Origin of the sequence: Rugamonas apoptosis (assembly GCF_014042355.1) — a bacterium.
Lineage (GTDB): Bacteria > Pseudomonadota > Gammaproteobacteria > Burkholderiales > Burkholderiaceae_D > Rugamonas > Rugamonas apoptosis.
Genome location: NZ_JACEZU010000002.1, coordinates 169,920 through 192,932, shown reverse-complemented (window position 1 = coordinate 192,932; position 23,013 = coordinate 169,920). Strand labels below are relative to the sequence as shown.

Sequence of the window (23,013 nt, the reverse complement as noted above, 5' to 3'; positions counted from 1 at the left end):
ACATTAAAACTGTCAGCGCTAAAAGGTACTACTCATGTGCGTAAACTACATCTCCGTATCAAGGCAAATCTGCTTCGACTGGTTCCGCACGCCTATTGAAGTCAATGATGATTGGCGTGATGAGATTTACCAGGACTACGCTGCGCCCTTCATCGTCCATGATGAGCACGGCCAGCGCAGAGGCATGCTGGGTAGCTATGGCTTCGTGCCGCAACGTCATCGACCAAAGAAAGTGATGAAGCCAGGCGAGGAGCCGAAGTTCATCCGCATGAGCACAATGAACGCCCGTGCCGAGGAAGTCGGTGAGAAGCGTCATTACAAAAAATTCTGGTTAGAGTCGAAGCTGTGCCTGGTTCCTGCGCTAGCACTCTTCGAACCAAACTACGAGGCTGGCCCGGGCTCCGTAAGGTGGGCTATTGAGTTAGCATCAAAGGAGCCGTTTGCCATGCCGGGAATGTGGCGTACCTGGGAAGAACCTGATGGCACTGTGATGAACAGCTTCACGCATTTCACCTTAAATGCAGACGCACACCCCTTGCTGAATCGGTTCCATGAGCCAAACGAAGAGAAGCGCGGCGCAGCAATCGTGCGTCCGGAAAATTATGATGACTGGTTGGGTTGCAAGAATCCTGAAATGGCTCGAGCCTTTATCGAGCTCTACCCCGCAGAGCTCCTTGCGGCACACCCCGCGCCGCGAGCACCTTCATCGCAGTCCAAGAAGTTAATCATTGAAGAGAAGGCCTCCGCTTCCACCTCTCAAAACCAAGGTAGCCTCTTCTAAAGTCCACCGCAGATTAACGGCAAAGACGCGACACAAGCACCTCCATGCGCAAATACTCAACAAAGAAAATTGACCAAGGCGACCCCGCCGACCACTTCCCCTCAAAGAAGCTGCTCCTTACCGAGAGGGGGGAACAGTGGGTTTCAAATTTTAGGGACGTCGACAAACAGCTGGCGCGTGAGCTAGTGTCGAATTTAACGCTAGTTTCCGCCACAGAATTTGAACGCAGCTTAATACAGAAAATAGAGAACTATGCTCAGGGAAAAGAAGGAAAGATTGCGCTTTTTGGGGCCCGTGAGCTAGACATCAAAAAAGGCGAAAGTGTATTTGATAAGGAAGGCAGGGGCGTTAATTCAACGCCTCGTGGTGTCGATGTCGGCAGCGAAGGCCGAGTGGCGAGCATCATAAGGACCCTCGCGAACAATAAGTCTGAGTTTTTGAATCATCCAGACGTTGCGACAATGCGTACCGAAAAATGTAGGCATGTTCTTTTTATTGATGACTTCATTGGCTCAGGGCGGCGCGTACGCTCTTATGTCGATTCATTTTTCTGTAACCCTAGTGTACGCTCCTGGAAGTCTTACCATCTCTTTAAGACGGCGGTAATTGCATACTCGGGGACTCCGAAGGGGCTGCAAAAGCTCGCACGGTCGAAATACAAGCTAGTCGCGCACATAGAGCGAAGCTGTCCAACATTGGGCGGGCTCCTATGGGATACGAAGAAAAGGAAAGCGTTGACACAGCTCTGTCTCGATTACGGTGAGAGGTTGAAGATGGGGTACCCCCTGGGTTACGGGGAAGTGGCCGCGCTACTGGTCTTCGAACATAGCTGCCCCAACAACTGTCCGCAGCTTCTATGGTTCACTCCAAAGAAGAAAAGCTGGGTGCCCCTGTTCCCGAAGAAGACTGTGGACAGCGAGTTCCGCTCCATCTTCCCGCCTGCAATTGCACTCGGCGATGACACGACCATGCTCATGGCAGCCGGTCAAAAGCGCATAGCTTCGACAATGCAGAACCAAGTTAAAGGCCCAATCCCAGCAAGCTGGCTGACCGTATTGGCACTGTTTAGTACTCGTGCTCGCCGTTTGGATGCTGTGGAAGCCGCCACCAAATTCAATAGCGTCCAGGCTGCGGACGTAGTTGAGAAATGCGTTAAGGCGGGTCTCATTGACCAGAACTGGCGACTAACTGACGCAGGCCGAAGAGAACTTAGCGCTGCGAAGAGGTTAAATGCTGAAAAGGAAAAATTGCTTCCCAATCCCATGGATGAGGTTTACTATCCAACCTCGTTGAGGAGCCACAGCGAGAGTTAGTGTTTACCACGTGCCATACCTTCGGGTGCAGGCATGTACCTTTGCCTTCGGGTTTAGGGTGGTGGCGGATTCCGCTTCCCATTGAAGTAGCCTACGCATTGACGGATGCGTAGCACGACTATCCCCGCGTCGCGGACTCCGGGTTTTAGCCGCGCTACGCACCCCCGTACAAAACTTAACGAGAGTAATCTTAATGTGGTCTCCTCGACACTACCTGGAACAAGGTAGGCTTCAAAAACAGCCGAGCGCCGTTTTGGCCGTAGCGGTTGAGCAAATCAAGCGTTTGCAAGCGCACAATCCTCCGCTTCCCCCAATTTTGACCTTGAAGCACCTGGCAAAGGTCACGAAGGTCCGAAAAGCAAAACTTGAATGCTTCGTCGAGCGAATAGCTCCGGAAGTCAGCTACAAACGATTCAATATCAAAAAGCGTACATCTGGGTACCGAAAAATTTCAATCCCTGAACCCGACCTTATGAAGGTGCAGGCTTGGATATCTCAGAATATCCTCCAACTCCCCAGCGTGCACTCTGCAAGCAAAGCATTTCGCAAGCATGATTCAATTTTAAAATGTGCAGAAGTTCATTGCGGTGCAAAATGGATGATAAAAATTGATATCGCAGACTTTTTTGGCAGCATTACCGAAATTCAAGCATATCGTGTATTTAAGGACTTAGGTTACAACCCCCTGATTTCCTTTCACATGGCGCGCATTTGTACAGACCTAATACCAAAGTCACAAAAATATAAGATGCAGGCATGGCAGATTTTCGAGAATAAATACTCGATTACTGAATACCACAACAAAAATAACTTTGGGCGTTTGCCACAAGGAGCACCCACTAGCCCGCTACTCTCAAATTTGGTCATGCTTCGACTGGACAAGACGATTGCAGAGCTGGCCGAAAAGCAAGGCTTGCGTTATACACGATATAGCGATGACATAACTTTTTCCACCAAAGGTGACTACTCGCGAAAGCAAGCGGTTGAGTTTGTAGCATCCGTCTCAGCGTTACTAAAAGCAGACGGGCTCTATCTAAACAGGAAAAAGACGGTGATAGTTCCACCAGGTTCTCGAAAAATCGTCTTAGGACTTCTAACTGACCGCGAATATCCCAACCTCACCAAAGAATTCAAAGAAAAATTGCGCCAGCATCTGTACTACATCAAGACGCTGGGCGTAGAGGCTCACATGCGCCGTCGAGAATTTGATTCTGTAGGCGGGCTTTATCGGCACATTCTTGGCTTGATAAATTACGCAAACCTAGTAGACCCTACTTATGCTTATAAAATGAAGCAGCAATTCAAGTCTTTGCCTTGGCCAGGTCAGTAAAGCATAAAAAATGCTATAGAACCTATGCGCACGATAACGATTTAAGACCGCATTTCGAGCACGCTTTTAAAGAAAAATGTGAAAGCACTCCCGATGTAGGCGGCTAATTCGCGGCCTTCCTTGCATCGTCGAGTGCTTTCTTGGCCGCAAGGTCAGCAACTTCCGCATTTGCCAGTGCAGTGGAGGCGGTGAAGTCATCAGCAGACTTACCGTCAGCATTCGTCAACGGGGCCTTGGGATTGAGTGCATTCACTGCGTCCTGATACTGCTTTTGAAGCGTGAGCATCTTAATCTTTGCATCCATGTCATTAGCCTGAATCTCGGACTTCGATTTATATAAAGAGGCGGCCGAGCCTCCGAGCGATGCCAGCATAGCAGAGGCCTTGTCGGAAGAAGCTGCGCTAGTCACGCCCAGCAAAGTGGGAACTCCAGTCTCACTAAAAGTTGCAGAGACGGATTTCGTAGACAGGAATGCGCTCTTTAGCGGCAGCACATAAATTCTCCCCATCTGCGAGATTGGTCCCGATTTATATGCCAGGTCCTCAGATGTGGAGTCGCATTCAACAGGCCCAGGCTTACCGCTGGAGTCGAGCGACGCGGTGACTTTATTGCACAGTAAAAGCTTGCCGTAAGCTGGCATCCTGTATTTAAGTCCGTCGCCCTCGCTGCAATTCGCCCCGCAGGAGGTCTTTCTTGCCAAAGGCTCAGTACCCGAAATCTTGAAATAGACCACTGACTCAGCAACTAGTCCCTCGAGGAAAGAGTGATTGATGTCAGCGGGGAACCAGTCCTTGTATTGTTTTGATTCGAGCGGCTTAACAACCGGTTCTCCGGCCATGAACGTCTCTCCGTCGAGTGGCCACTTTACCTTATCGGTAACCGATACTTTATCGGTGAGCGCCTTAACTTCTGCCTTCTTCGCAAGTTGCGACGCCCACTGCAAGCTCAATGCACGTAGCCGCCGATTGAATTCGTCTCGGTCTTCCTTCGATGTGTGCTTACCAAACGCTACTACCAACGTGGTGTACTGATTTAGTTGGGCTGTGGCAGCAGTCACATCATCATTAAGCGTATCAAGCTCATCTTGAGCCTTTTTTAGGTCTCTTAAATTCCGGATTGCGGCGGCCGAGCAGCTTCTTGATGTAGTCGGGAGGCTCTTCTGACCTTCCTTCAAGATGGCTAAGAAATTCTGGGAATCCAATGATAAGTGACTATTGAGCAGGCTGAGATTTGCAGGCGAGGCTGCAATGACTGCCTCAGCCACTGTCGTAATAGTCTGGGTCACACCACCAATAAATTCTGCGGTCTTGTCTTCCGCCTTCGCATTTATCGACTTCAGGGCCCCGTTGTCGTAATAGCTCACTTCGACATCGGTGGACTTAAAAAAGCTTTGCAAGGAGCCGAGGTCAATTACATACGAGCGAGTTGAGTCTCGTACCTCGGAAGGCGTCGCCTCAGCTTTGATTTTAATTTTCGCCTGATTGTTGTTATCCGAATCGCAGGAAATTTGCCGTGTAACAGTAATATCGAATTGGGTGAACGTCAAATTGTACGGTGCGCCGGACACTGGGATGTCTTTGCTGTCAGTCCCATCCGTAACTCGCACCGCGTTAAATTGCGTAGAGCAGGCGGAAAGAAGAAGGACACTAACTACGAGCGAAGACCTAGCGGAATTTTTCATGATACCCAGCCTCTTTATAGATGAATTTTATAGAGATGTATCCATGTGGCCCCTAGCAATTTGGATGCAAAAATTGCAATCCACCACAGGGAAAATATACCGGAAAAGTCATGAAAATTTTAAAAATATATGGGCTAAATTCAGGCAACCTAATAAAAATGCTCAGATAGTTGAAGTATTGAGAGTACCCCCCCCCTTCGAGCAAGGGAAAAAATCTGAAGCACGATGCTTGAAAAACAACACCTTCAACGATGCAATGAACTTGAGTTCGACGATGCTTGGAAAAATAAATGCCTTGACATCAAAAAAGTTTCCCGTGGGGAAATTGTTGGTGCGAAGGTTGAGAAGCAGAAAAAACGACAATGAAAAATATTCTTCTGCCCAGAAGAATATTTAAACTTGGTAATGAAAAAAAATCGCGAAAACAAAAAAACATCTTTTTATAAAACTCAAAAAGATTGAAAAACGAAGTGTAGTTATATTGAAGATTCCGGTTGATATTCTAACAAGCCATGGGCGAATAACTAATAGTGCTCCGCCCAGCAGTACTTGTCAGCGAAGGAGGAATATGAAACCATGCGCCCTAAAGAGAAATGGCGAAACGAATACGTGGCGATGGTCTAATCCGCTACGCTGGTGTTGCCAATAACTTTTTGGCCCTAGTCAGTCCAGTTATCCTTATTGTTTTTTAGTTCAACCGATTTGACATATCGGCTCAAATCAACTTGCTGCACGCCTATCGCCCGCATAACTTGGACAAAAAAATAAAAAGGAAATGCACCTCGGTTAATCTTAGCTTTAATTTGAAGTTCATTTTCATGAACACCTATAAGAGCTAATTTTTCCGACAGGCCACGATAAGTTAGGCCTTTGGCCAGTAGTTCGATTTTGATGATATCCCGTGCCTCCTCGGCGGGAGTAATATCTTCGACCATAATAAAGCCCCAAATAAAATTGACATTATAAGTCAATATGTATATATTTTCACGCCCAATTAGGTGTGCGTATCAAAAGCAACAGATACGTATGCTAATTGAATGTGTAAATATATTAGCTTACTGTAAAGGTTGATTTAATGCCGGTACGAAAATATGTCCTCACCGAAAAGAAGATTCAAGAGAGGCTTGCCGCAGGATGGGGCCAACTCGACGCGGAGGAATATCACCCGTTTCTCCGGATTACCGATATTTCCAGTAAGGGGCGGGTTCATCTCATCGCAAATCACCGTCTCGGTCGTCAGCTCCATTTTCTATCTGATTTGGAGTGGTATAACTATCTCGTTCGCTTGCGGGAAAAGAATGCGATTGATTTTCGTGAGCAAGTTGCTTTGTCGCGTGACGTAACACGTGCAATAGCAGCGGAATTGGGCGTTGAGCATCCCCGTGACAATCAAAGTGATGCACACACAATGGTTATGACTACGGACTTGGTGGTTACATATATGGGCCCGCGAGGGCCATATCATGTTGCCTATTTCGTGAAGTACAAAAACGACTTGGAGAACAATCGCGTCAAAGAGAAGTTGGCGATTGAACGGAGGTATTGGGAGGAGCAAGGGATAGAGCTCGTGGAGTTCACCGAGGCCGACATTTCGGAGAAACTGAAACGGTCCCTTCTTTGGCTCTCAACACATGAAACGCTCAGATTTCATAGCGAGCCTTTCCCAAATTACTTTAAGAATCTGGGCGATAGCATTGTCGCTGGTTTGCCAAATGCCCCAGCTGACATGCCGTTCACAAAGTATATGCAAGAACTCGACCGCCTTGGCGGCCTCAAACTTGGCGAGCATCTCTTGGTTGCTCGCCATCTTCTGGCAAAGAGTGTTTTGTCCACTGATTTTGAAGTCGATAGTGTTTGGTTTGCGCCGACAGGAAGCTTCAATGTCAACACTAACGAATTTGAAATTGAGTGAGGCGAAATAGTGCAGGAAGATTTTAAGACCGGTCAGGTATTTAAAATTGGTGGGATTGAGAAGCCGCAGCGAGTAATCTTGGCTTCAAAGCTTAATGACTATGTCATAGCGATTAACTTGATGGGTAAGCGCTGTGTGCCGACCAAATTTGGCTACGCAGCTCTGCGCAGTCAATGGGAAGTCGGTGAGCTAGTAAAGCTGGAGGACCCGAATCCAATTTTTTCTGACTACTTGACAGAAAAAAATAAAGCAGTAGTGGATGAGCGAATGGCAGCAATAGCGCCAATTGTCGGAAATATTGAATACGTCCTTAATTCGAAAGAGAGAAAAAAGGCAATCGATAGACTGGCTGTTGAGCTCGGAATTTCGGCTGAACGCTTAAATAATTGGGTGATTACTTACTGGCAGAGAGGGTGCCATGAGTTATCGCTTATTAATATGTATCATAAATGCGGAGGGGCCGGAAAAACCCGAACGGCGTCCGCGAAGAATGCTGAGGCATCTTCGGAAAAGCGGGGCCGAAAGGCTTACCGTCGAGATGGGGCAGGTATTAACGTCACTCCTGAGATTCGCAGCTGGATATTCCAGGCGAGAAAGCACTACTTTAGAACAGTCGAGGCAACGAAACAAGATGCATACGACATGCTTCTTTTGGAGAAGTTTCAGGATGCCCTCGAGCTAGATGAAGCCGGAGAAATTTTCAACGTTGACTTAGGGCGCTGCATTAGTTATGACCAATTTCTTTATTGGTATCAGCGTGATGTGAGTGTCGAGGAAGAGAAACGGGAAAAATACGGCGAGAAACACTATGCTTTGAATAATCGTCCGATTACCAGCGACTCTCGGGGCGAGTCGATTGCCCCAGGGTTTCGAGGTCAGATGGATTCAACTCGGGGTGACATGCAACTAGTGGCAAGTTGGAGCCGCTTGGAGCCCATCGGCCGCCCAACCGTGTATTTCCTCATTGATGTCGTATCGGGCCTAATTGGTGCAATATACATCAGCCTTGAGAATCCCTCGGGAGAATCTGCGATACGTACGCTGCTGAATGCCCTCGAAGATAAGGTTGAATTTTGCAAAAAATTTGGGATAAACATAACTTCGGAAGAATGGCCGACGATGGGAATTCCTTCTTATCTCTCAACTGATAAAGGCCCAGAATTCATGTCGCAAATGATGGAGAGATTTGCGAAATTGGGTGGAAAAGAGAACCCGCCAGCATATCGCGCTGATTTGCGGGGAGTTGTCGAAAGGATGTTCGCCGAATTACGGAGAACTTTCGTTCAGGCTGAAGGTTTTGTGGATAGGGATGCCGGTAAGCGTGGCTCGGTTGATAGTCGATTAAAGGCTGCTTGGAATTTGGAAGAATTCACAAAACAAGTGGTCTTATGGGTCATCGAGCACAACAATTCGGTTAATAAAAATTACCCCGATGACCCATACCTGATTGCAGATGGGGTGCCGACAGTTCCGGCGAAAATTTGGCAATGGGGAGTGGATAACATTCAGTCGAGAAATCGGGAGGTTTCTCATAACGAATTAATCGCCTTGTTGTATGAAGAGAAATCGGGGAGTCTTAATCAGGGTGTACTTGAGTTCAAGGGACGTTTCTATGAATCAGAAGAATATATGCAAAATGCCGAAACTCAGAATGCGTTGGTTAATCTTGAGGTTGGAACTGTGCACTTCGACCCAGCGGCGCTGAAAGTCGTGTATTTGCGCCATCCAACCATTAATAGTCGATTTGTGAGGTATGAATTAAATGTAGGGTTAGATATGCAAAATAAAATGTCGTTAGTCGAGTTGGAGCTCCTAAGGGAGAAAAAACAGCAAAATAACGCTCCAGCAAAGGCGAAGGAGACGGCAGGTCGTTTAAACCGAAAAAAGTTCGGCGCTGATACGAACAAAAAAGCGACTAAGGAAAAGAAGGCAGCGGGGCCGGACGGACGCGGAAAGGCCGCGAAAATTGCGGCAATTGATGCAAACCGGGCAATTGAAGCTGCAAAGCAAAAGGCGAAGGAAGAGCCCCTTATCATTGCAGGCGGCGGGGGGGCACCTTCAACGCCAAACGGGGAGGTGCAGCCTGTGAGTTCTGGGCCTAGCATTGCCGCCCCTGAGGCGGCGAGTGAACTACTTGAGAAGGACGTCCGGCGCTATCGGAGGCCTTATTTAATTTCAAAGCCATTCGGCACCTAATGGGACAGCCTATGAGGAGCACTTGCTGTCTGCACTGGAGGAACAAAGGTGGTGCGCAAAAATCATGCAGGGGATGCGAGTATCCCGCAGGTACCGCAGGTCGGCCTTGGAGGAGTGAGGCCTCGTGCGGCACAGTATTACGAACTGGGAGTACCTGGGTATGAAAATCCCCTCATTCAAACTTTGGGGCCATTATATTCGCTCGAAGAGATTGGATTGAAGATGCAGGTTGTGCGCCCCTATTCAGATGAGCAGCGCTTTCAATCTAATCCCCAGCGCCTGGCTAATATCAGCCTGTTGGGGCTGGGATACGTTCCAATTTCCATTCAAGCAGAAATGGGCCGTAAATTCGGAGAGGTGCTCCGAAACGGTTATGTTCACCGTCCGCTCATTAAGATTAGGCAAGAGGTGGGCGGTAAACACTTGGAGCCCGCACTCGACCACACTCCAGTGATTTCGAATACTACGTTTTTTGGAGTTTCCGGTATGGGGAAGTCCCGAACCATGGACCGCGTTCTGGCGAACTATCCGCAGGTTTGGTGGCATCCCGAGTACCGGACCTTGCAAGTAGTTTGGGTGCGAGTCGAGACGCCGGATGATGGTTCAACCAAAAGCTTAATCAGAGCGGTTCACCGGGCGTTGGACCGAGTTCTCGGGGAGAACGTGGCTCGCGAAATAGAGCGTAAAAAATACGTTCGGCATGACGCAATGGCTGAGTTGATTACCCGCATCGAGTCTGTTCACTTGGGGGCAATTATCCTCGATGAGCTTCAGCATGCGAAAAAGAGCTCGAAAGAGGCTAGCGATAACTTGGCCAGCTTTCTTGTCAGCTTTATCAACGAAGTGCGGATTCCCGTAGTGATGATTGGGACCGCCGAATGTTTCGACATGCTCTCGGTGAGTTTCCGAGCCGCTCGGCGGAGTATCGGAGAAATCATCTTTAGCTGCCCTCCAGGTCCCGAGTTCGACCATTTTGTATCGTCATTTTTTCGGTATCAGTATTTGCGGGTAGAGACTCCTCTAACTGAGAAGCTCATTGCCAAATTTTTTGTGCGTAGTCAGGGGATTCTTGCGTTGGCTGTCGTTCTTTATCAGCTAGCTCAAAAACGAGCCATCGATTGCGGGGACGAGGTAATTACTGAAGACCTCCTCGATGAAATCGCGAACGAACATTTCAAGATTTGCCAACCCGTTCTAGACGCCATTGCTACGCGGAATATAAGCCAACTTAAGAGAGCCTCCGACATGTTCTCGAGGCAAATTGGCTTCTTGCAGGAAGCCGTCTTGTAATGATTGTCTGGTGAGCCACATCGACTATTCCTGGAGTTTGAAATGATTTCCTACTTTCCCGCAGCGTTTGATGATGAGCTTTTGGCCAGCGTGGTTGCCAGATACCACCGAAATAGATTGGTGAGTGTTGTCCAAGCTGAGAACGAGAAGTTGTATGGCCAGCGGCATCAGCGTACGTCCGTCTCAATGCCAACAAACATCGCAGGTCTTCAGGCCAATGTCGGCGCATATCTTCAAATGACTTCTTCGGAGATGATTGATAAGCTGACCTTTTTTCCCTATGACTACGCCCACGTGAGTAGTGTGGTACGGAAAAATGCGAAGAAGAAAATGTTGGTCGCTGCAACTGGACGTGGCTCTGCTGTTGCTCGGTTCGTGAAGCGCCCAATTGGAATGAAGGTTTGTCTCGACTGTATGCATACCGATGCTCTTACGGTTGGTACACCGTTCTGGCATCGCGCACACAACGTCGAGGGTGTGCATTATTGCTGGCTACATGGCGTCGAACTGAGTTTAGCTGCTACGGAGTACTTCGATGACTATTACAAACCTCTGGAAGCGCTTCATCTAACGACCTCCACGAAGCCCTATTTAAGTTCGCACTCCGAGCGCACGAGGCAGCTTCTTATGGAATTTGCGCGGCGAGCTAACTCATATCTAAACGGAGAGGCGCAGAAGAAAATCGCGTACAACATCGACTCCCTTGGGCGAGCATTCTTTACGCGCATGTATCCGTTCGCAGCTAGGTCCAAGCGAATCGACTTGACTGCGATGGAGAGCCATTTCATTTCGTTCTTTGGGGAGCAATTTTTCGAAATTATGAATCTACAGCTGGTTCCTGGAAAGAAGTCGAACTGGTTTAGGACCATGTTCGGAACCCCGGAGCAGCGAAGCCAATGTGAGACTAAGAAACACATCGTAATGAGTATGTTTATCGACGAATTCCTTCTTCCACGAGGTCGCCTTGCGCCGAAGGCCGCAAAGGTTCTCAGCGCAAATCCTGCTGGGCTTTGGCTCTGCCAAAATCCTGCGGCGGACCACTACGGAACTTTGGTCATGCAAAAAGTGGAGACCTCACGCATGGTCAGAGGCAGAGCAACACAGGTGTTTAGTTGCGTGTGCGGTTTTTCGTTCTCGGCTTTCGATAACGAACGGGATTTGCAGGGACAGCCTGTACTTACAAGGGTTCGGACGCCTGGTGAGCTGTTCATTCAGCGATGCAGAGCGATGCATGCTATGGGAACGCCACTCTCGGTCATTGCAGCGGATTTAGGTGTTGATGTTCGTTTAGTCAAACAGATTTTGGCCGGAACCTTCCCTAGGGTTGCGCAAAACAGGAAGGGGATACCAGCTCCAAAATCTGAAGCTACGTTGGCTGAGATTCAAAAGTACTGGAACAAGCGGGGAAGAATTTGCACGCCAACTTCAAGTAAAAGAGTGGACCATGAAAACAGAGACCTTAAGTACGCGGAGGAAGTGATAAGCGCTGCCGCTTCAATCAGTCAGCAGCAACCGGCCATACGGGTTTCCCGAAACCGTATCCGGAAAAAAGTTGGGATATCGAATTACATCTTAAGAGAAGCCAAAGCAAAGTATCCTCGAACGCTCGACGCGTTGCGATGTACTCAAGAGACCACATCGGAATTTCGAGAGAGAGCCTCGAAATCAGATGAGTGCTGTTAGGCCAATTATGGAACGCCTCCGTAAGGTCGGTGCCAACTTTATTCCTTGGGCTGGTGCCAACTTTATTTCATGCAATATCGGTGCAAACTTTATTCCATGCGGTACGTGTTATTTAGTTACAAATCAATGAGTTAAGCGGGTGCCGTGGTATCCACTTTATTTTGCCGGGACAGCTGATCGCAGCGCTGCGCTACGAACCGTATTTCCTCACCGTCTACGACATCGTCCGTTACGCGCGCGCCAACGGCATCCTGTGCCAGGGGCGCGGCTCGGCCGCCAACTCGGCCGTATGCTATTGCCTGCACATCACGGAAGTGGACCCGGCGCGCGGCAACCTGCTGGTGGAACGGTTTATCTCGCGCGAGCGGGCCGAGCCGCCCGACATCGACGTCGATTTCGAGCACCAGCGGCGCGAGGAAGTGATCCAGTACATCTACCAGAAATACGGCCGCACGCGGGCCGCGCTGGCGGCCGTGGTGATCAGTTACCGGCCCAAGAGCGCGCTGCGCGACAGCGGCAAGGCGCTGGGCGTGGACCTGGCCATCGTGGAGAAAGTGGCGCGCTCGCACCACTGGTTCGACGGCAAGCGCGACCTGCTGAACCGGCTGGCCGAATGCGGCCTGGACCCGACCTCGCTGCTGGCGCGCCAGTGGGCCACGCTGGCCCAGAGCCTGCTGGGTTTTCCCCGCCATCTGTCGCAGCATCCGGGCGGCTTCGTGATCGCCCAGGGCAAGCTGTCGCGCCTGGTGCCGGTGGAGAACGCGACCATGGAGGACCGCAGCGTGATCCAGTGGGACAAGGACGACCTGGAGGAACTGGGCTTGCTGAAAGTGGACGTGCTGGCGCTGGGCATGCTGTCGGCGCTGCGGCGCGCGTTCGACCTGGTGGGCCAGCAACGGCAGTCCGTGTTCAGCATGCAGGACGTGCCGGCTGAAGACCCGGCCACCTACGACATGATGTGCGAGGCCGACACCATCGGCGTGTTCCAGATCGAGTCGCGCGCGCAGATGAGCATGCTGCCGCGTTTGCGCCCGCGCCAGTTCTACGACCTGGTGATCGAAGTGGCGCTGGTGCGGCCCGGGCCCATCCAGGGCGGCATGGTCCATCCCTATCTGCAGCGGCGCCTGGACCCGGCGCTGGTGCGCTTTCCGCCCGGCCTGGAAACGGCGCTGGGCCGCACGCTGGGCGTGCCCATCTTCCAGGAGCAGGTGATGCAGGTGGCCATATTGGCGGCCGGCTTCTCGCCCGGCGAGGCCGACCAGTTGCGGCGCGCCATGGCGGCCTGGAAGCGCAAGGGCGGCATGGACAAGTACCACGACCGCATCATCAACGGCATGCTGGAGCGCGGCTACGAGCTGGCGTTCGCCGAAGCCATCTGCAGCCAGATCCAGGGCTTTGGCGAATACGGTTTTCCCGAATCGCACGCGGCCAGCTTCGCGCTGCTGACCTATGCCAGTTCCTGGCTCAAGTGCCACGAACCAGCCGCCTTCCTGTGCGCCTTGCTCAACAGCCAACCCATGGGGTTTTACGGCCCCTCGCAACTGGTGCAGGACGCCAAGCGGCATGGCGTGGTGGTGCGGGCGGTGGACGTGGCCGTGAGCGGCTGGGAATCAACGCTGGAGGAAGCGGCTGGCGCGCGCGGCCAGCCGGCCGTGCGGCTGGGCTTGTCGCTGCTGCGCGGCATGCGGGCCGAGCCGGCGTTGCGCATCGAGGCGGCGCGCGCCGTGCGGCCGTTCGCCTCGGTGGCCGACCTGGCCCGGCGGGCCGGACTGGGCCGGCATGATTTGCAGGTGCTGGCCGGCGGCAACGCGCTGCACCAGTTGGCCGGCCACCGCCGACTAGCCTTGTGGCAAGCCGTGGGCGCCGTGCCGGACAAGGATTTGCTGCGCCCCACCACGCCGGACGAGGAAGTGCCGGCGCTGGCCGCACCGTCGGAAGGGGAAACCATCCTGGGCGACTACCGGGCCCAGGGGCTGACGCTGGGCCGCCATCCGCTGGCGCTGCTGCGCCCGCAATTGCTGGAGCGGCGTTTCCTGCCAGCGTCCACCTTGCAAGGCTTCCGCCATGGCCAGCTGGCGCGCGGCTGCGGCATCGTCACCGTGCGCCAGCGGCCCGGCACGGCCAAGGGCGTGCTGTTCATCACCATCGAGGATGAGACGGGCAATGTGAACGTGATCGTGTGGCCGGCGCTGGTCGAACAGCAGCGGCGCGAAGTGCTCGGCGCGGCCCTGCTGGGGGTGTATGGCGTGTGGCAGCGGGAGGGCACGGTGTGCCACCTGGTGGCCAAACGGCTGGTCGACATGTCGCATTTATTGGGCCGCCTGCCCACAATCAGCCGCGATTTTTGCTAAAAAACGCCTAATCCCCTTCAAATAACGCGCCGATGATGGCAAAATAATAATATGAAGACTTTAACATTGCGTCCGGCCATGCCGGAAGACGCGGCGTCCATCAGCGCCCTGATCACCGATCTGATGCCTTACATGACGCTCGATGCCGATGGCGCCGGCGCGGAAAAATTCATGGACAGCATGGCCGAACCGGCCATCGCCGCCTATCTGTCCCAACCCCGTTACCAGTATCTGCTGGGGTTTATCGGCTCGGCGCTGGCCGGCGCGGTGGCCGTGCGCGACGGCGCACATCTGTTCCACCTGTTCGTGGCGCGCGAATTCCACGGCTGCGGCCTGGGCCGCCAGTTGTGGCTGGCCGCGCGCAACGCCGCGCTGGCGGCGGGCAACACGGCCGGTTTCACCGTCAATGCGTCCGATTATGCGTTTCCCATGTATCAGCGCTGGGGCTTCATGCCCACCGGCCCGCGGGTGGAGGAGGGCGGCATCGCCTGGGTGCCCATGCGCCTGCCGGCGTGCGCATAGCAGGTATATGCGCGGCCATAGCCTGCCGGCCCTGGCGCCCGCCACAATGGTGTCAGCCGTGCCGCCCTTGCCAGGCTTGAACTGAAGTCAACTAAGGCCGGAACCCTCGTCGGCGGGATGCTCGTAGTAGCGGTGGATTTGCGCCGCCCACGCCGGGGTGGCCATGTTGGGCCAGTGCGCCGGGTCGAAGCCGGGCGCCTCGTCCAGCCGCTGTTTGTCGATGTTGAGCGTGAAGCCCTTGTGGGCCGGGTCCAGCGTGAGCGCCTGCCAGGGCACGGCGAACAGCTTGGCGCCCAGGTGGAACACGCCGCCGTGCGCCATCACGGCGTAGGCGATGGTACCGTTGCGCATGTCGAGCATGATTTCGCGGATCTGGCCCAGGTGTTCGCCCTTGAGGTTGCGCACCGGGTCGCCGAGCACGGTGCCGGCGCCCATCAGCTCGGGGCCGGGGCCATGGTGGCCCGTGTCCACGTAGGCGCCGTCGGCATCGCGGTCTTGGTAGGACATGGTGACCTCCCTCGAGAAAGTGGCCATTTTGGTGCCGCCGGGCGTGCCGGTCGGTTCGTTGTTTCACACTGCTGCCGGAATGACAAAGATGTTAAAAAGAAATTAGATAGTTGGCTATTTTCCACCGCTTTCCTTCCCGGATTCTACGCCCGGAATGGTAATTTTCCGGCGGGAAGGATGAAGAATGACTCAGTTTAGGCTATAATTTCAATTTCCCGCACGTGCCATTCGGCACCATCTGCAATGACCAAATTTGTCTTCGTCACTGGCGGCGTCGTGTCTTCCCTGGGTAAAGGGATTGCCGCCGCCTCTCTCGCCGCGATCCTCGAATCGCGCGGCCTCAAAGTCACCATGCTCAAGCTCGACCCGTACATCAACGTCGATCCGGGCACGATGAGCCCCATGCAACACGGTGAAGTGTTCGTCACCGACGACGGGGCGGAAACCGACCTCGACCTGGGCCACTACGAGCGCTTCATTTCCACCCGGATGAAAAAGGTGAACAACTTCACCACCGGCCAGATCTACGAATCCGTGATCCGCAAGGAACGCCGTGGCGAGTACCTGGGCAAGACGGTGCAAGTGATTCCCCACATCACCAACGAAATCCAGGACTACATCCGCCGCGGCGCGGAAGGCTATGACGTGGCCTTGTGCGAAATCGGCGGCACGGTGGGCGACATCGAGTCGCTGCCGTTCCTGGAGGCGGCCCGCCAGCTGAGCCTGCGCGCCGGCCGCAAGAACACGGCCTTCGTGCACCTGACCCTGGTGCCGTACATCGCCTCGGCCGGTGAACTGAAAACCAAACCGACCCAGCACTCGGTACAGAAGCTGCGCGAAATCGGCATCTCGCCCAACGCGCTGCTGTGCCGCGCCGACCGCCGCATTCCGGAAGACGAGCGCGCCAAGATCTCGCTGTTCTCCAACATCGAAGAGCAGGCCGTGATCTCCGTATGGGACGTCGACACCATCTACAAAGTGCCGCAGATGCTGCACGACCAGGGCCTGGACGCCATCATCTGCGAAGCGCTGGACCTGGACCCGGCCCCGGCCGACCTGTCCGTGTGGAGCAAGCTGATCTACACGCTGGAGCATCCGAAATCGGAAGTGTCGATTGGCATGGTGGGCAAGTATGTGGAACTGACGGAATCGTACAAGTCGCTGACGGAAGCGCTGCGCCACGCCGGCATCCACAACGAAGCGCGCGTCAATATCGAATACATCGACTCGGAAGAGATCGAAACCCGTGGTTGCGCCGAGCTGGCCAAGTACGACGCCATCCTGGTGCCGGGCGGCTTCGGCAAGCGCGGCGTGGAAGGCAAGATCATGGCGGCCCAGTTCGCCCGTGAACACAAGATCCCTTACCTGGGCATCTGCCTGGGCATGCAAGTGGCGCTGATCGAATACGCGCGCCACATGGCCGGCCTGACCAACGCCAACTCGACCGAGTTCGACTTGACCACGGATCAGCCCGTCGTCGCCCTGATCGACGAATGGCAGGGTGAGGATGGCAAGGTCGAGAAGCGCGACGAGAATTCCGACCTGGGCGGCACCATGCGCCTGGGTGCGCAAACCTGCGCCGTCAAGCCGGGCACGCTGGCGTCCGAAATCTACGGCGGCGTGGTGACCGAGCGTCACCGTCACCGTTATGAAGCGAACAACCACTATCTGCCACGCGTGGAAGCGGCCGGCCTGATCGTGGCGGCCCGCACCCCGACCGAAGACCTGTGCGAAATCATGGAACTGCCGCGTACCGGCGAACATGCCCACCCATGGTATATGGGCGTGCAGTACCACCCCGAGTTCAAATCGACCCCGCGTGACGGCCACCCGCTGTTCACGTCCTACATCAAGGCCGCGCTCGCGCACCAGGCTGCCAGCGGCAAGCCGCGCCTGCACGCCGTGAAAGATGGCGACCTGCAAGGAGATGCAGCATGAAACTGTGCGGATTTGACGTCGGCCTCGACCAGCCGTTCTTCCTGATCGCCGGCACCTGCGTGATCGAGTCGCGCCAGATGGCGTTCGACACGGCCGGCGCGCTGAAGGAAATGACGGCTGAACTGGGCATCCCGTTCATCTACAAGTCCTCGTTCGACAAGGCCAACCGTTCCTCGGGCACCTCGTACCGTGGTCCCGGCATGGACAAGGGCCTGGAAATCCTGGGCGACGTCAAACGCGAGCTGGGCGTGCCGGTGCTGACGGACGTGCACTCGATCGAAGAGATCGCGGCCGTGTCGTCGGTGGTGGACATACTGCAGACGCCGGCCTTCCTGTGCCGCCAGACGGACTTCATCACCGCTTGCGCCCAGTCGGGCAAGCCGGTCAACATCAAGAAGGGCCAGTTCCTGGCCCCGGGCGACATGAAGAACGTGATCGACAAGGCACGTGCCGCGGCCCAGGCCGCCGGCCTGCCGGACGACGTGTTCATGGCGTGCGAGCGCGGTGTCTCGTTCGGCTACAACAACCTGGTGTCGGACATGCGTTCGCTGGCCATCATGCGCGAAACCAACTGCCCGGTCGTGTTCGACGCCACCCACTCGGTGCAATTGCCCGGTGGCCAGGGCACCTCGTCCGGCGGCCAGCGCGAATTCGTGCCGGTGCTGGCGCGTGCGGCCGTGGCCGTGGGCGTCTCGGGCCTGTTCATGGAAACCCACCCGACGCCGGCCACCGCGCTGTCGGACGGCCCCAACGCCGTGCCGCTGGGCCGCATGAAGGAACTGCTGGCCACCTTGATCGACCTCGATCGCATCACCAAGAAAGCGGGCTTCCTCGAATCCAGCTTCAATTAATTGCTGCAAGCTGGTCCTTGTCCGGCGCGGCGCTGACCACGGCGCCGGACAACGTCCCGTTACTCGCACACCGCAGCTTGCGCACCAGACGCAAGGCGCGAACCGTTACGCTTAACCTTTGGAGAATGACATGAGTGCTATTGTTGACATTATCGGCCGTGAAATCATCGACTCGCGCGGCAATCCGACCGTGGAGTGCGACGTGCTGCTGGAATCGGGCGTGATGGGCCGCGCCGCCGTACCGTCGGGCGCCTCGACCGGCTCGCGCGAAGCGATCGAACTGCGCGACGGCGACCCCAAGCGCTACTTCGGCAAGGGCGTACTGCAAGCGTGCGAGAACATCAACACGGAAATCTCGGAAGCCATCATGGGCCTGGACGCCAATGAACAAGCGTTCCTGGACCGTACCCTGATCGACCTGGACGGCACCGAAAACAAAGGCCGCCTGGGCGCCAACGCCATGCTGGCCGTGTCGATGGCCGTGGCCAAGGCCGCCGCTGAAGAAGCCGGCCTGCCGCTGTATCGCTACTTCGGCGGTTCGGGCGCCATGCAACTGCCGGTGCCGATGATGAACGTGATCAACGGCGGCGCCCATGCCGACAACAATCTGGACATCCAGGAATTCATGATCATTCCCGTGGGCGCACCATCGTTCAAGGAAGCGATCCGTTACGGCGCCGAAGTGTTCCACACGCTGAAAAAGATCCTGCACAAGAAGGGCCTGACCACCGCCGTGGGCGATGAAGGCGGCTTCGCACCGTCCGTGACCAATCACGAAGAAGCGATCAAGCTGATCATCCAGGCCATCGAAGAAGCCGGCTACGAGCCAGGCACCCAGATCGCGCTGGGCCTGGACTGCGCCGCCTCCGAGTTCTACAAGGATGGCAAATACCAGCTGGAAGGCGAGGGCCTGAGCCTGACGGCCACCGAATTCACCAACCTGCTGGCCACCTGGTGCGACAAGTACCCGATCATCTCGATCGAAGACGCGATGGCCGAAGGCGACTGGGACGGCTGGGCGATCCTGACCAAGGAACTGGGCAAGAAAGTGCAACTGGTGGGCGACGACCTGTACGTCACCAACACCAAGATCCTGAAAGAAGGCATCTCGAAAGGCATCGCCAACTCGATCCTGATCAAGATCAACCAGATCGGCACCCTGACCGAGACTTTCGCCGCCATCGAAATGGCCAAGCGCGCCGGTTACACGGCCGTGATCTCGCACCGCTCGGGCGAGACGGAAGATTCGACCATCGCCGACATCGCCGTGGGCTTGAACGCACTGCAGATCAAGACCGGCTCCATGTCCCGTTCCGACCGCATGGCCAAGTACAACCAGCTGCTGCGCATCGAAGAAGACCTGGGCGATATCGCTTCCTACCCTGGCCGCGACGCGTTCTATAATCTGAAGTAATTGTCACCAGCGGCCGGAGCGATCCGGCCGCTTTTTCACACCATGCGTCTGATCACCCTCGCACTGGCGGCCTTGCTGCTGCTGATACAGTACCCGTTATGGCTGGGCAAAGGGGGCTGGCTGCGCGTGGCCGATTACGAGGCGCAGGTCGCTGTCGCCCACAAGAAAACCGCGGAGCTGATCGCCCGCAACGCCAAACTGGACTCCGAAGTGCGCGACCTCAAGGACGGCACGGGCGCGGTCGAAGAACGGGCTCGCTATGAGCTCAGCATGATCAAGCAGAACGAGATTTTCATCCAGATCGTCGGCAAGGGGCAAACCGCGCCCGCACCAGCCGCCGCCACCGCGCCCATACGCTAGCGCGGTGCTTCGTTACCCCCAGTTTTCCCCGAACCTCGAGTCGGTGTCACAAGTCGGTACACGGTGTCACAATTCGGTGTCAGGTCTGTCAATCGGACTAGCAGATAATACCTTTGCGCTTAATCAATCGGTATCGATATCGCATGTGGTAAACGCCACTTGCTGAGGCTACTTGGACAATTGAAGAGGCGCACCATGACGGGAATCTAAAGTGCGCGCCAACTGTCCGATTGACAGACCTGACACCGAATTGTGATACCGACTTGTGGCAAGCTGTTGCCACATGCCGCCGTCGCGGCCACAATAAAGGGATTTCTTATGCTCATACACGGCAGCTGCCATTGCGGCAATATCTCCTTCGCGCTCGATTGGGCGCCTGAACCGGCCTTCATTCCGGCCCGCGCCTGCACTTGCGGCTTTTGCGTCAAGCACGGCGGCGTGTGGACTTCCTGCCCCACCGGCGCGCTGGCGGTCACGGTGCGCGATCCGGCCCACGTATCACCCTACAGCTTCGGCACCAAGACGGCACGCTTTCACCTCTGCACGCAATGCGGCGTGGTGCCGGTGGTGACGTGCCGCATTGACGATCACTTGTACGCCGTCGTCAGCGTGAACGCGTTCGATGATGTGGATCGCACGCTGCTGCAGCACGGCAGCGCGTCGTTCGACGGCGAAGGCGAGGATACCCGACTGGCTCGGCGCAAGCGTAACTGGATCGCGAACGTCACATTCGACGGCGCCAGCGCGTAGTGCCGACGGTTGCCTGTCGCATCGCTATCGCCAGTAAAAATGGCGAGTATTAAATTAGCTTAAACAAAGGTAGTATTGCGTTTGACATGCAGCAAGAAGTCGCAGTTGACGGAAACACAAAACACTCTTGGAGGAGACGTCAATGTTGTCGAATGTCCGCATCGGTACCCGTCTGGGACTGGCCTTTTTTCTGCTGACCTTGCTATCGCTGGCGCTGGGCTGGATCGCGATCCAGCAAACGTCGGCCATGAACGCGCAGTGGAACTCCATCAAGCAAGACGCGCTGGCCAAGCGTAACGCCGTCAACCGGGGCAATATCGCGCTCGGTGACGGCATCCACCACTTCAAGAACTTCGTCCTGCGCGGCGGCGACTATGCGCAGAAATTCGGCAATGACATGTCGGCCGTCGAGCGGGTCGCGGACGATTACAAGGCCGTCGGCGCGCTCCATCCGGACGAGGAAAAGCTGCTGAACCAGCTGCGCGACGGGGCCACGGCCTACCGTGCCGACATGCAGACCTTGGTCGCCATGCGCGCCAAGACGGACAAGCCCAACGAACTGGACAAGGCCGTGGCCGGCGCCGACAAACCCATCTCGGCCGCCCTGGTCAGCCTGACACAACGCACCGACGAGACGCTCAAGCAGGCCGACCTCAGGATGACGGAAGTGAGCGCGGTGGCGCAGTCGCGTGTGCTGATGACGCTGGGTGTGACGGTACTGCTGACCATCGTCTCCGGCGTGCTGCTCACGCTCAGCATCACGCGCCCCATCAGCCGCGCCGTGACCGTGGCCGAGACGCTGGCGCGGGGCGACCTGGCGATCGACGTGCAGAGCAATGCGCGCGATGAAACGGGGAAGTTGCTGGCGGCCATGCAGCACATGATCGCCAGCCTGCGCCAGGTGATCGATAGCCAGGCCCGGGTGGTCAACGCCGCCAACCACGGCGACTTCGACGCGCGCGTGGACCTGGCTGGCTTGCAAGGCTTCCAGAAAGAGATGGGCGAGGGCTTGAACAATCTCGTCACCACTACCGGCGCCAGCATCAGCGACGTGGTGCGCATGATGAGTGCGGTGGCGGACGGCGAACTGGACTGCGCGATCGACAAGGATTACGAGGGTGCGTTCGGCCAGCTCAAGGAATACTGCAATAACACGGTGCAGAAACTGGCCCAGGTGGTGACCGAGGTCAACAGCAGCGCCGAGGCGCTGGCCAGCGCGTCCGAGGAAATCAGCGCCACGGCGCAGACTTTGTCGCAGGCGGCCAGCGAGCAGGCCGCCGGGGCCGAGGAAACCAGCGCCGCCATTGAGCAGATGACGGCCTCCATTTCCGCCAACACGGAAAACGCCAAGGTCACGGATGGCATGGCCAGCCAGGCCGCGCGCGAGGCGGTGGAGGGCGGCGAGGCCGTGCGTTCGACGGTGGCGGCCATGAAGCAGATCGCCAAGAAAATCCAGATCATCGACGATATCGCTTACCAGACCAACTTGCTGGCGCTGAACGCGGCCATCGAGGCAGCCCGCGCCGGCCAGCACGGCAAGGGCTTCGCCGTGGTGGCGGCCGAAGTGCGCAAGCTGGCCGAACGCAGCCAGTTGGCGGCCCAGGAAATCGAACAGGTGGCCACCGGCAGCGTGGACCTGGCCGAGAAGGCGGGGCGGCTGCTGGATCAGATGGTGCCCAATATCCGCAAGACATCCGACCTGGTGCAGGAGATCACGGCGGCGTCGGAAGAGCAGTCATCCGGCGTGGGCCAGATCAACAGCGCCGTTGGGCAGTTGAGCCAGACCACGCAGCAGAATGCGTCCAGCTCGGAGGAGTTGGCGGCCACGTCGGAGGAAATGAGCGGACAGGCCGAGCAATTGCAGCAGACCATGTCGTTCTTCAAGCTCGGTGGCGGCAGCCAGACGGGGCGCGCCGGACCGCGCCGCGGCGGCAAGCCGGAGCGCCGGCCATCCAGCAATTTCAATACGCGCGGCGCCAAGGCCGCCCACGGCGAGCAGCCGGACGAGGGCAACTTCGTGCGTTTCTAGCTGGCGCGTGGCCGGCAAGAAGCGAAAAGCGGGGTCAGTTCCGGCAATCTGCCAAAGCGTGGCGTGATGTTGGAACTGCCCCTGCCTTGCTTATCCAGGCGCGCG

Annotated in this window: 18 protein-coding genes and 1 pseudogene; 16 read left to right on the top strand and 3 right to left on the bottom strand. The window is 55.6% G+C overall.

Going from position 1 to position 23,013, the window contains the following annotated elements; all coding sequences use genetic code 11:
• The first annotated feature begins 34 nt into the window (after positions 1–34).
• From H3H39_RS04555 to H3H39_RS04545, 3 genes are all read left to right on the top strand, one after another.
• Positions 35–781, top strand: coding sequence for an SOS response-associated peptidase family protein (locus H3H39_RS04555; protein WP_182152124.1), 747 nt, complete (start codon positions 35–37; stop codon positions 779–781).
• A gap of 44 nt (positions 782–825) precedes the next feature.
• Entirely contained in the window at positions 826–2,094 is a 1,269-nt protein-coding gene (locus H3H39_RS04550; protein ID WP_182152123.1) for a phosphoribosyltransferase-like protein, read from the top strand.
• Between the two features lie 193 nt (positions 2,095–2,287).
• Positions 2,288–3,424, top strand: a complete 1,137-nt coding sequence (locus H3H39_RS04545; RefSeq protein WP_182152122.1) for a reverse transcriptase family protein — start codon at positions 2,288–2,290, stop codon at positions 3,422–3,424.
• Positions 3,425–3,527: 103 nt separating this feature from the next.
• Here H3H39_RS04545 and H3H39_RS04540 read toward each other — a convergent pair whose 3' ends face one another.
• Entirely contained in the window at positions 3,528–5,105 is a 1,578-nt protein-coding gene (locus H3H39_RS04540; RefSeq protein ID WP_182152121.1) for a hypothetical protein, read from the bottom strand.
• On the opposite strand from H3H39_RS04540, the gene H3H39_RS04535 reads away from it, so the two are divergent.
• Entirely contained in the window at positions 5,104–5,502 is a 399-nt protein-coding gene (locus H3H39_RS04535) for a hypothetical protein (protein ID WP_182152120.1), read from the top strand. The genes H3H39_RS04540 and H3H39_RS04535 overlap by 2 nt on opposite strands.
• Before the next feature lie 262 nt (positions 5,503–5,764).
• On the opposite strand, the gene H3H39_RS04530 is transcribed toward H3H39_RS04535, so the two are convergent.
• A complete protein-coding gene (locus H3H39_RS04530) occupies positions 5,765–6,040 on the bottom strand; it encodes a DUF6471 domain-containing protein (protein WP_182152119.1) in 276 nt (91 codons plus the stop codon).
• A gap of 140 nt (positions 6,041–6,180) precedes the next feature.
• On the opposite strand from H3H39_RS04530, the gene H3H39_RS04525 reads away from it, so the two are divergent.
• The 6 genes and pseudogenes from H3H39_RS04525 to H3H39_RS04500 all read left to right on the top strand — a co-directional run bounded on the left by H3H39_RS04525 (position 6,181) and on the right by H3H39_RS04500 (position 15,059).
• A complete protein-coding gene (locus H3H39_RS04525; protein WP_182152118.1) occupies positions 6,181–7,017 on the top strand; it encodes a TnsA endonuclease N-terminal domain-containing protein in 837 nt (278 codons plus the stop codon).
• Between the two features lie 9 nt (positions 7,018–7,026).
• The gene (locus tag H3H39_RS04520; RefSeq protein WP_182152117.1) at positions 7,027–9,213 is read left to right on the top strand and encodes a TnsB C-terminal domain-containing protein; all 2,187 of its coding nucleotides are present in this window, start codon (positions 7,027–7,029) and stop codon (positions 9,211–9,213) included.
• A 48-nt stretch (positions 9,214–9,261) separates the two neighbouring features.
• Entirely contained in the window at positions 9,262–10,503 is a 1,242-nt protein-coding gene (locus tag H3H39_RS27755; protein WP_182152116.1) for an ATP-binding protein, read from the top strand.
• 42 nt (positions 10,504–10,545) lie between these two features.
• A complete protein-coding gene (locus tag H3H39_RS04510; RefSeq protein ID WP_182152115.1) occupies positions 10,546–12,186 on the top strand; it encodes a TnsD family Tn7-like transposition protein in 1,641 nt (546 codons plus the stop codon).
• Positions 12,187–12,356: 170 nt separating this feature from the next.
• Positions 12,357–14,537: pseudogene (locus H3H39_RS04505) on the top strand (error-prone DNA polymerase); the annotation flags it as partial.
• Positions 14,538–14,588: 51 nt separating this feature from the next.
• Positions 14,589–15,059, top strand: a complete 471-nt coding sequence (locus H3H39_RS04500; protein ID WP_229217869.1) for a GNAT family N-acetyltransferase — start codon at positions 14,589–14,591, stop codon at positions 15,057–15,059.
• Positions 15,060–15,146: 87 nt separating this feature from the next.
• Here the strand turns inward: H3H39_RS04500 and H3H39_RS04495 are convergent, their stop codons facing one another.
• Positions 15,147–15,566, bottom strand: a complete 420-nt coding sequence (locus H3H39_RS04495; protein ID WP_182152114.1) for a PRC-barrel domain-containing protein — start codon at positions 15,564–15,566, stop codon at positions 15,147–15,149.
• Positions 15,567–15,809: 243 nt separating this feature from the next.
• Here H3H39_RS04495 and pyrG point away from each other — a divergent pair, with 243 nt between their 5' ends.
• The 6 genes from pyrG to H3H39_RS04465 all read left to right on the top strand — a co-directional run bounded on the left by pyrG (position 15,810) and on the right by H3H39_RS04465 (position 22,908).
• Positions 15,810–17,504 carry a CTP synthase gene (gene pyrG, locus H3H39_RS04490; RefSeq protein WP_182152113.1) on the top strand — a complete coding sequence of 565 codons (1,695 nt, stop codon included), beginning with the start codon at positions 15,810–15,812 and terminating at the stop codon, positions 17,502–17,504.
• Positions 17,501–18,355, top strand: a complete 855-nt coding sequence (gene kdsA / locus H3H39_RS04485; RefSeq protein WP_182152112.1) for a 3-deoxy-8-phosphooctulonate synthase — start codon at positions 17,501–17,503, stop codon at positions 18,353–18,355. The genes pyrG and kdsA overlap by 4 nt, the downstream gene beginning before the upstream one ends.
• Before the next feature lie 130 nt (positions 18,356–18,485).
• Positions 18,486–19,769 (top strand): phosphopyruvate hydratase, encoded by a 1,284-nt coding sequence (gene eno / locus H3H39_RS04480; protein WP_182152111.1) that lies wholly within the window; start codon positions 18,486–18,488, stop codon positions 19,767–19,769.
• A gap of 42 nt (positions 19,770–19,811) precedes the next feature.
• A complete protein-coding gene (ftsB, locus tag H3H39_RS04475) occupies positions 19,812–20,129 on the top strand; it encodes a cell division protein FtsB (RefSeq protein ID WP_182152110.1) in 318 nt (105 codons plus the stop codon).
• Positions 20,130–20,447: 318 nt separating this feature from the next.
• Entirely contained in the window at positions 20,448–20,879 is a 432-nt protein-coding gene (locus tag H3H39_RS04470) for a GFA family protein (RefSeq protein WP_182152109.1), read from the top strand.
• 142 nt (positions 20,880–21,021) lie between these two features.
• Positions 21,022–22,908 carry a methyl-accepting chemotaxis protein gene (locus tag H3H39_RS04465; protein ID WP_220461435.1) on the top strand — a complete coding sequence of 629 codons (1,887 nt, stop codon included), beginning with the start codon at positions 21,022–21,024 and terminating at the stop codon, positions 22,906–22,908.
• Positions 22,909–23,013: the final 105 nt, after the last annotated feature.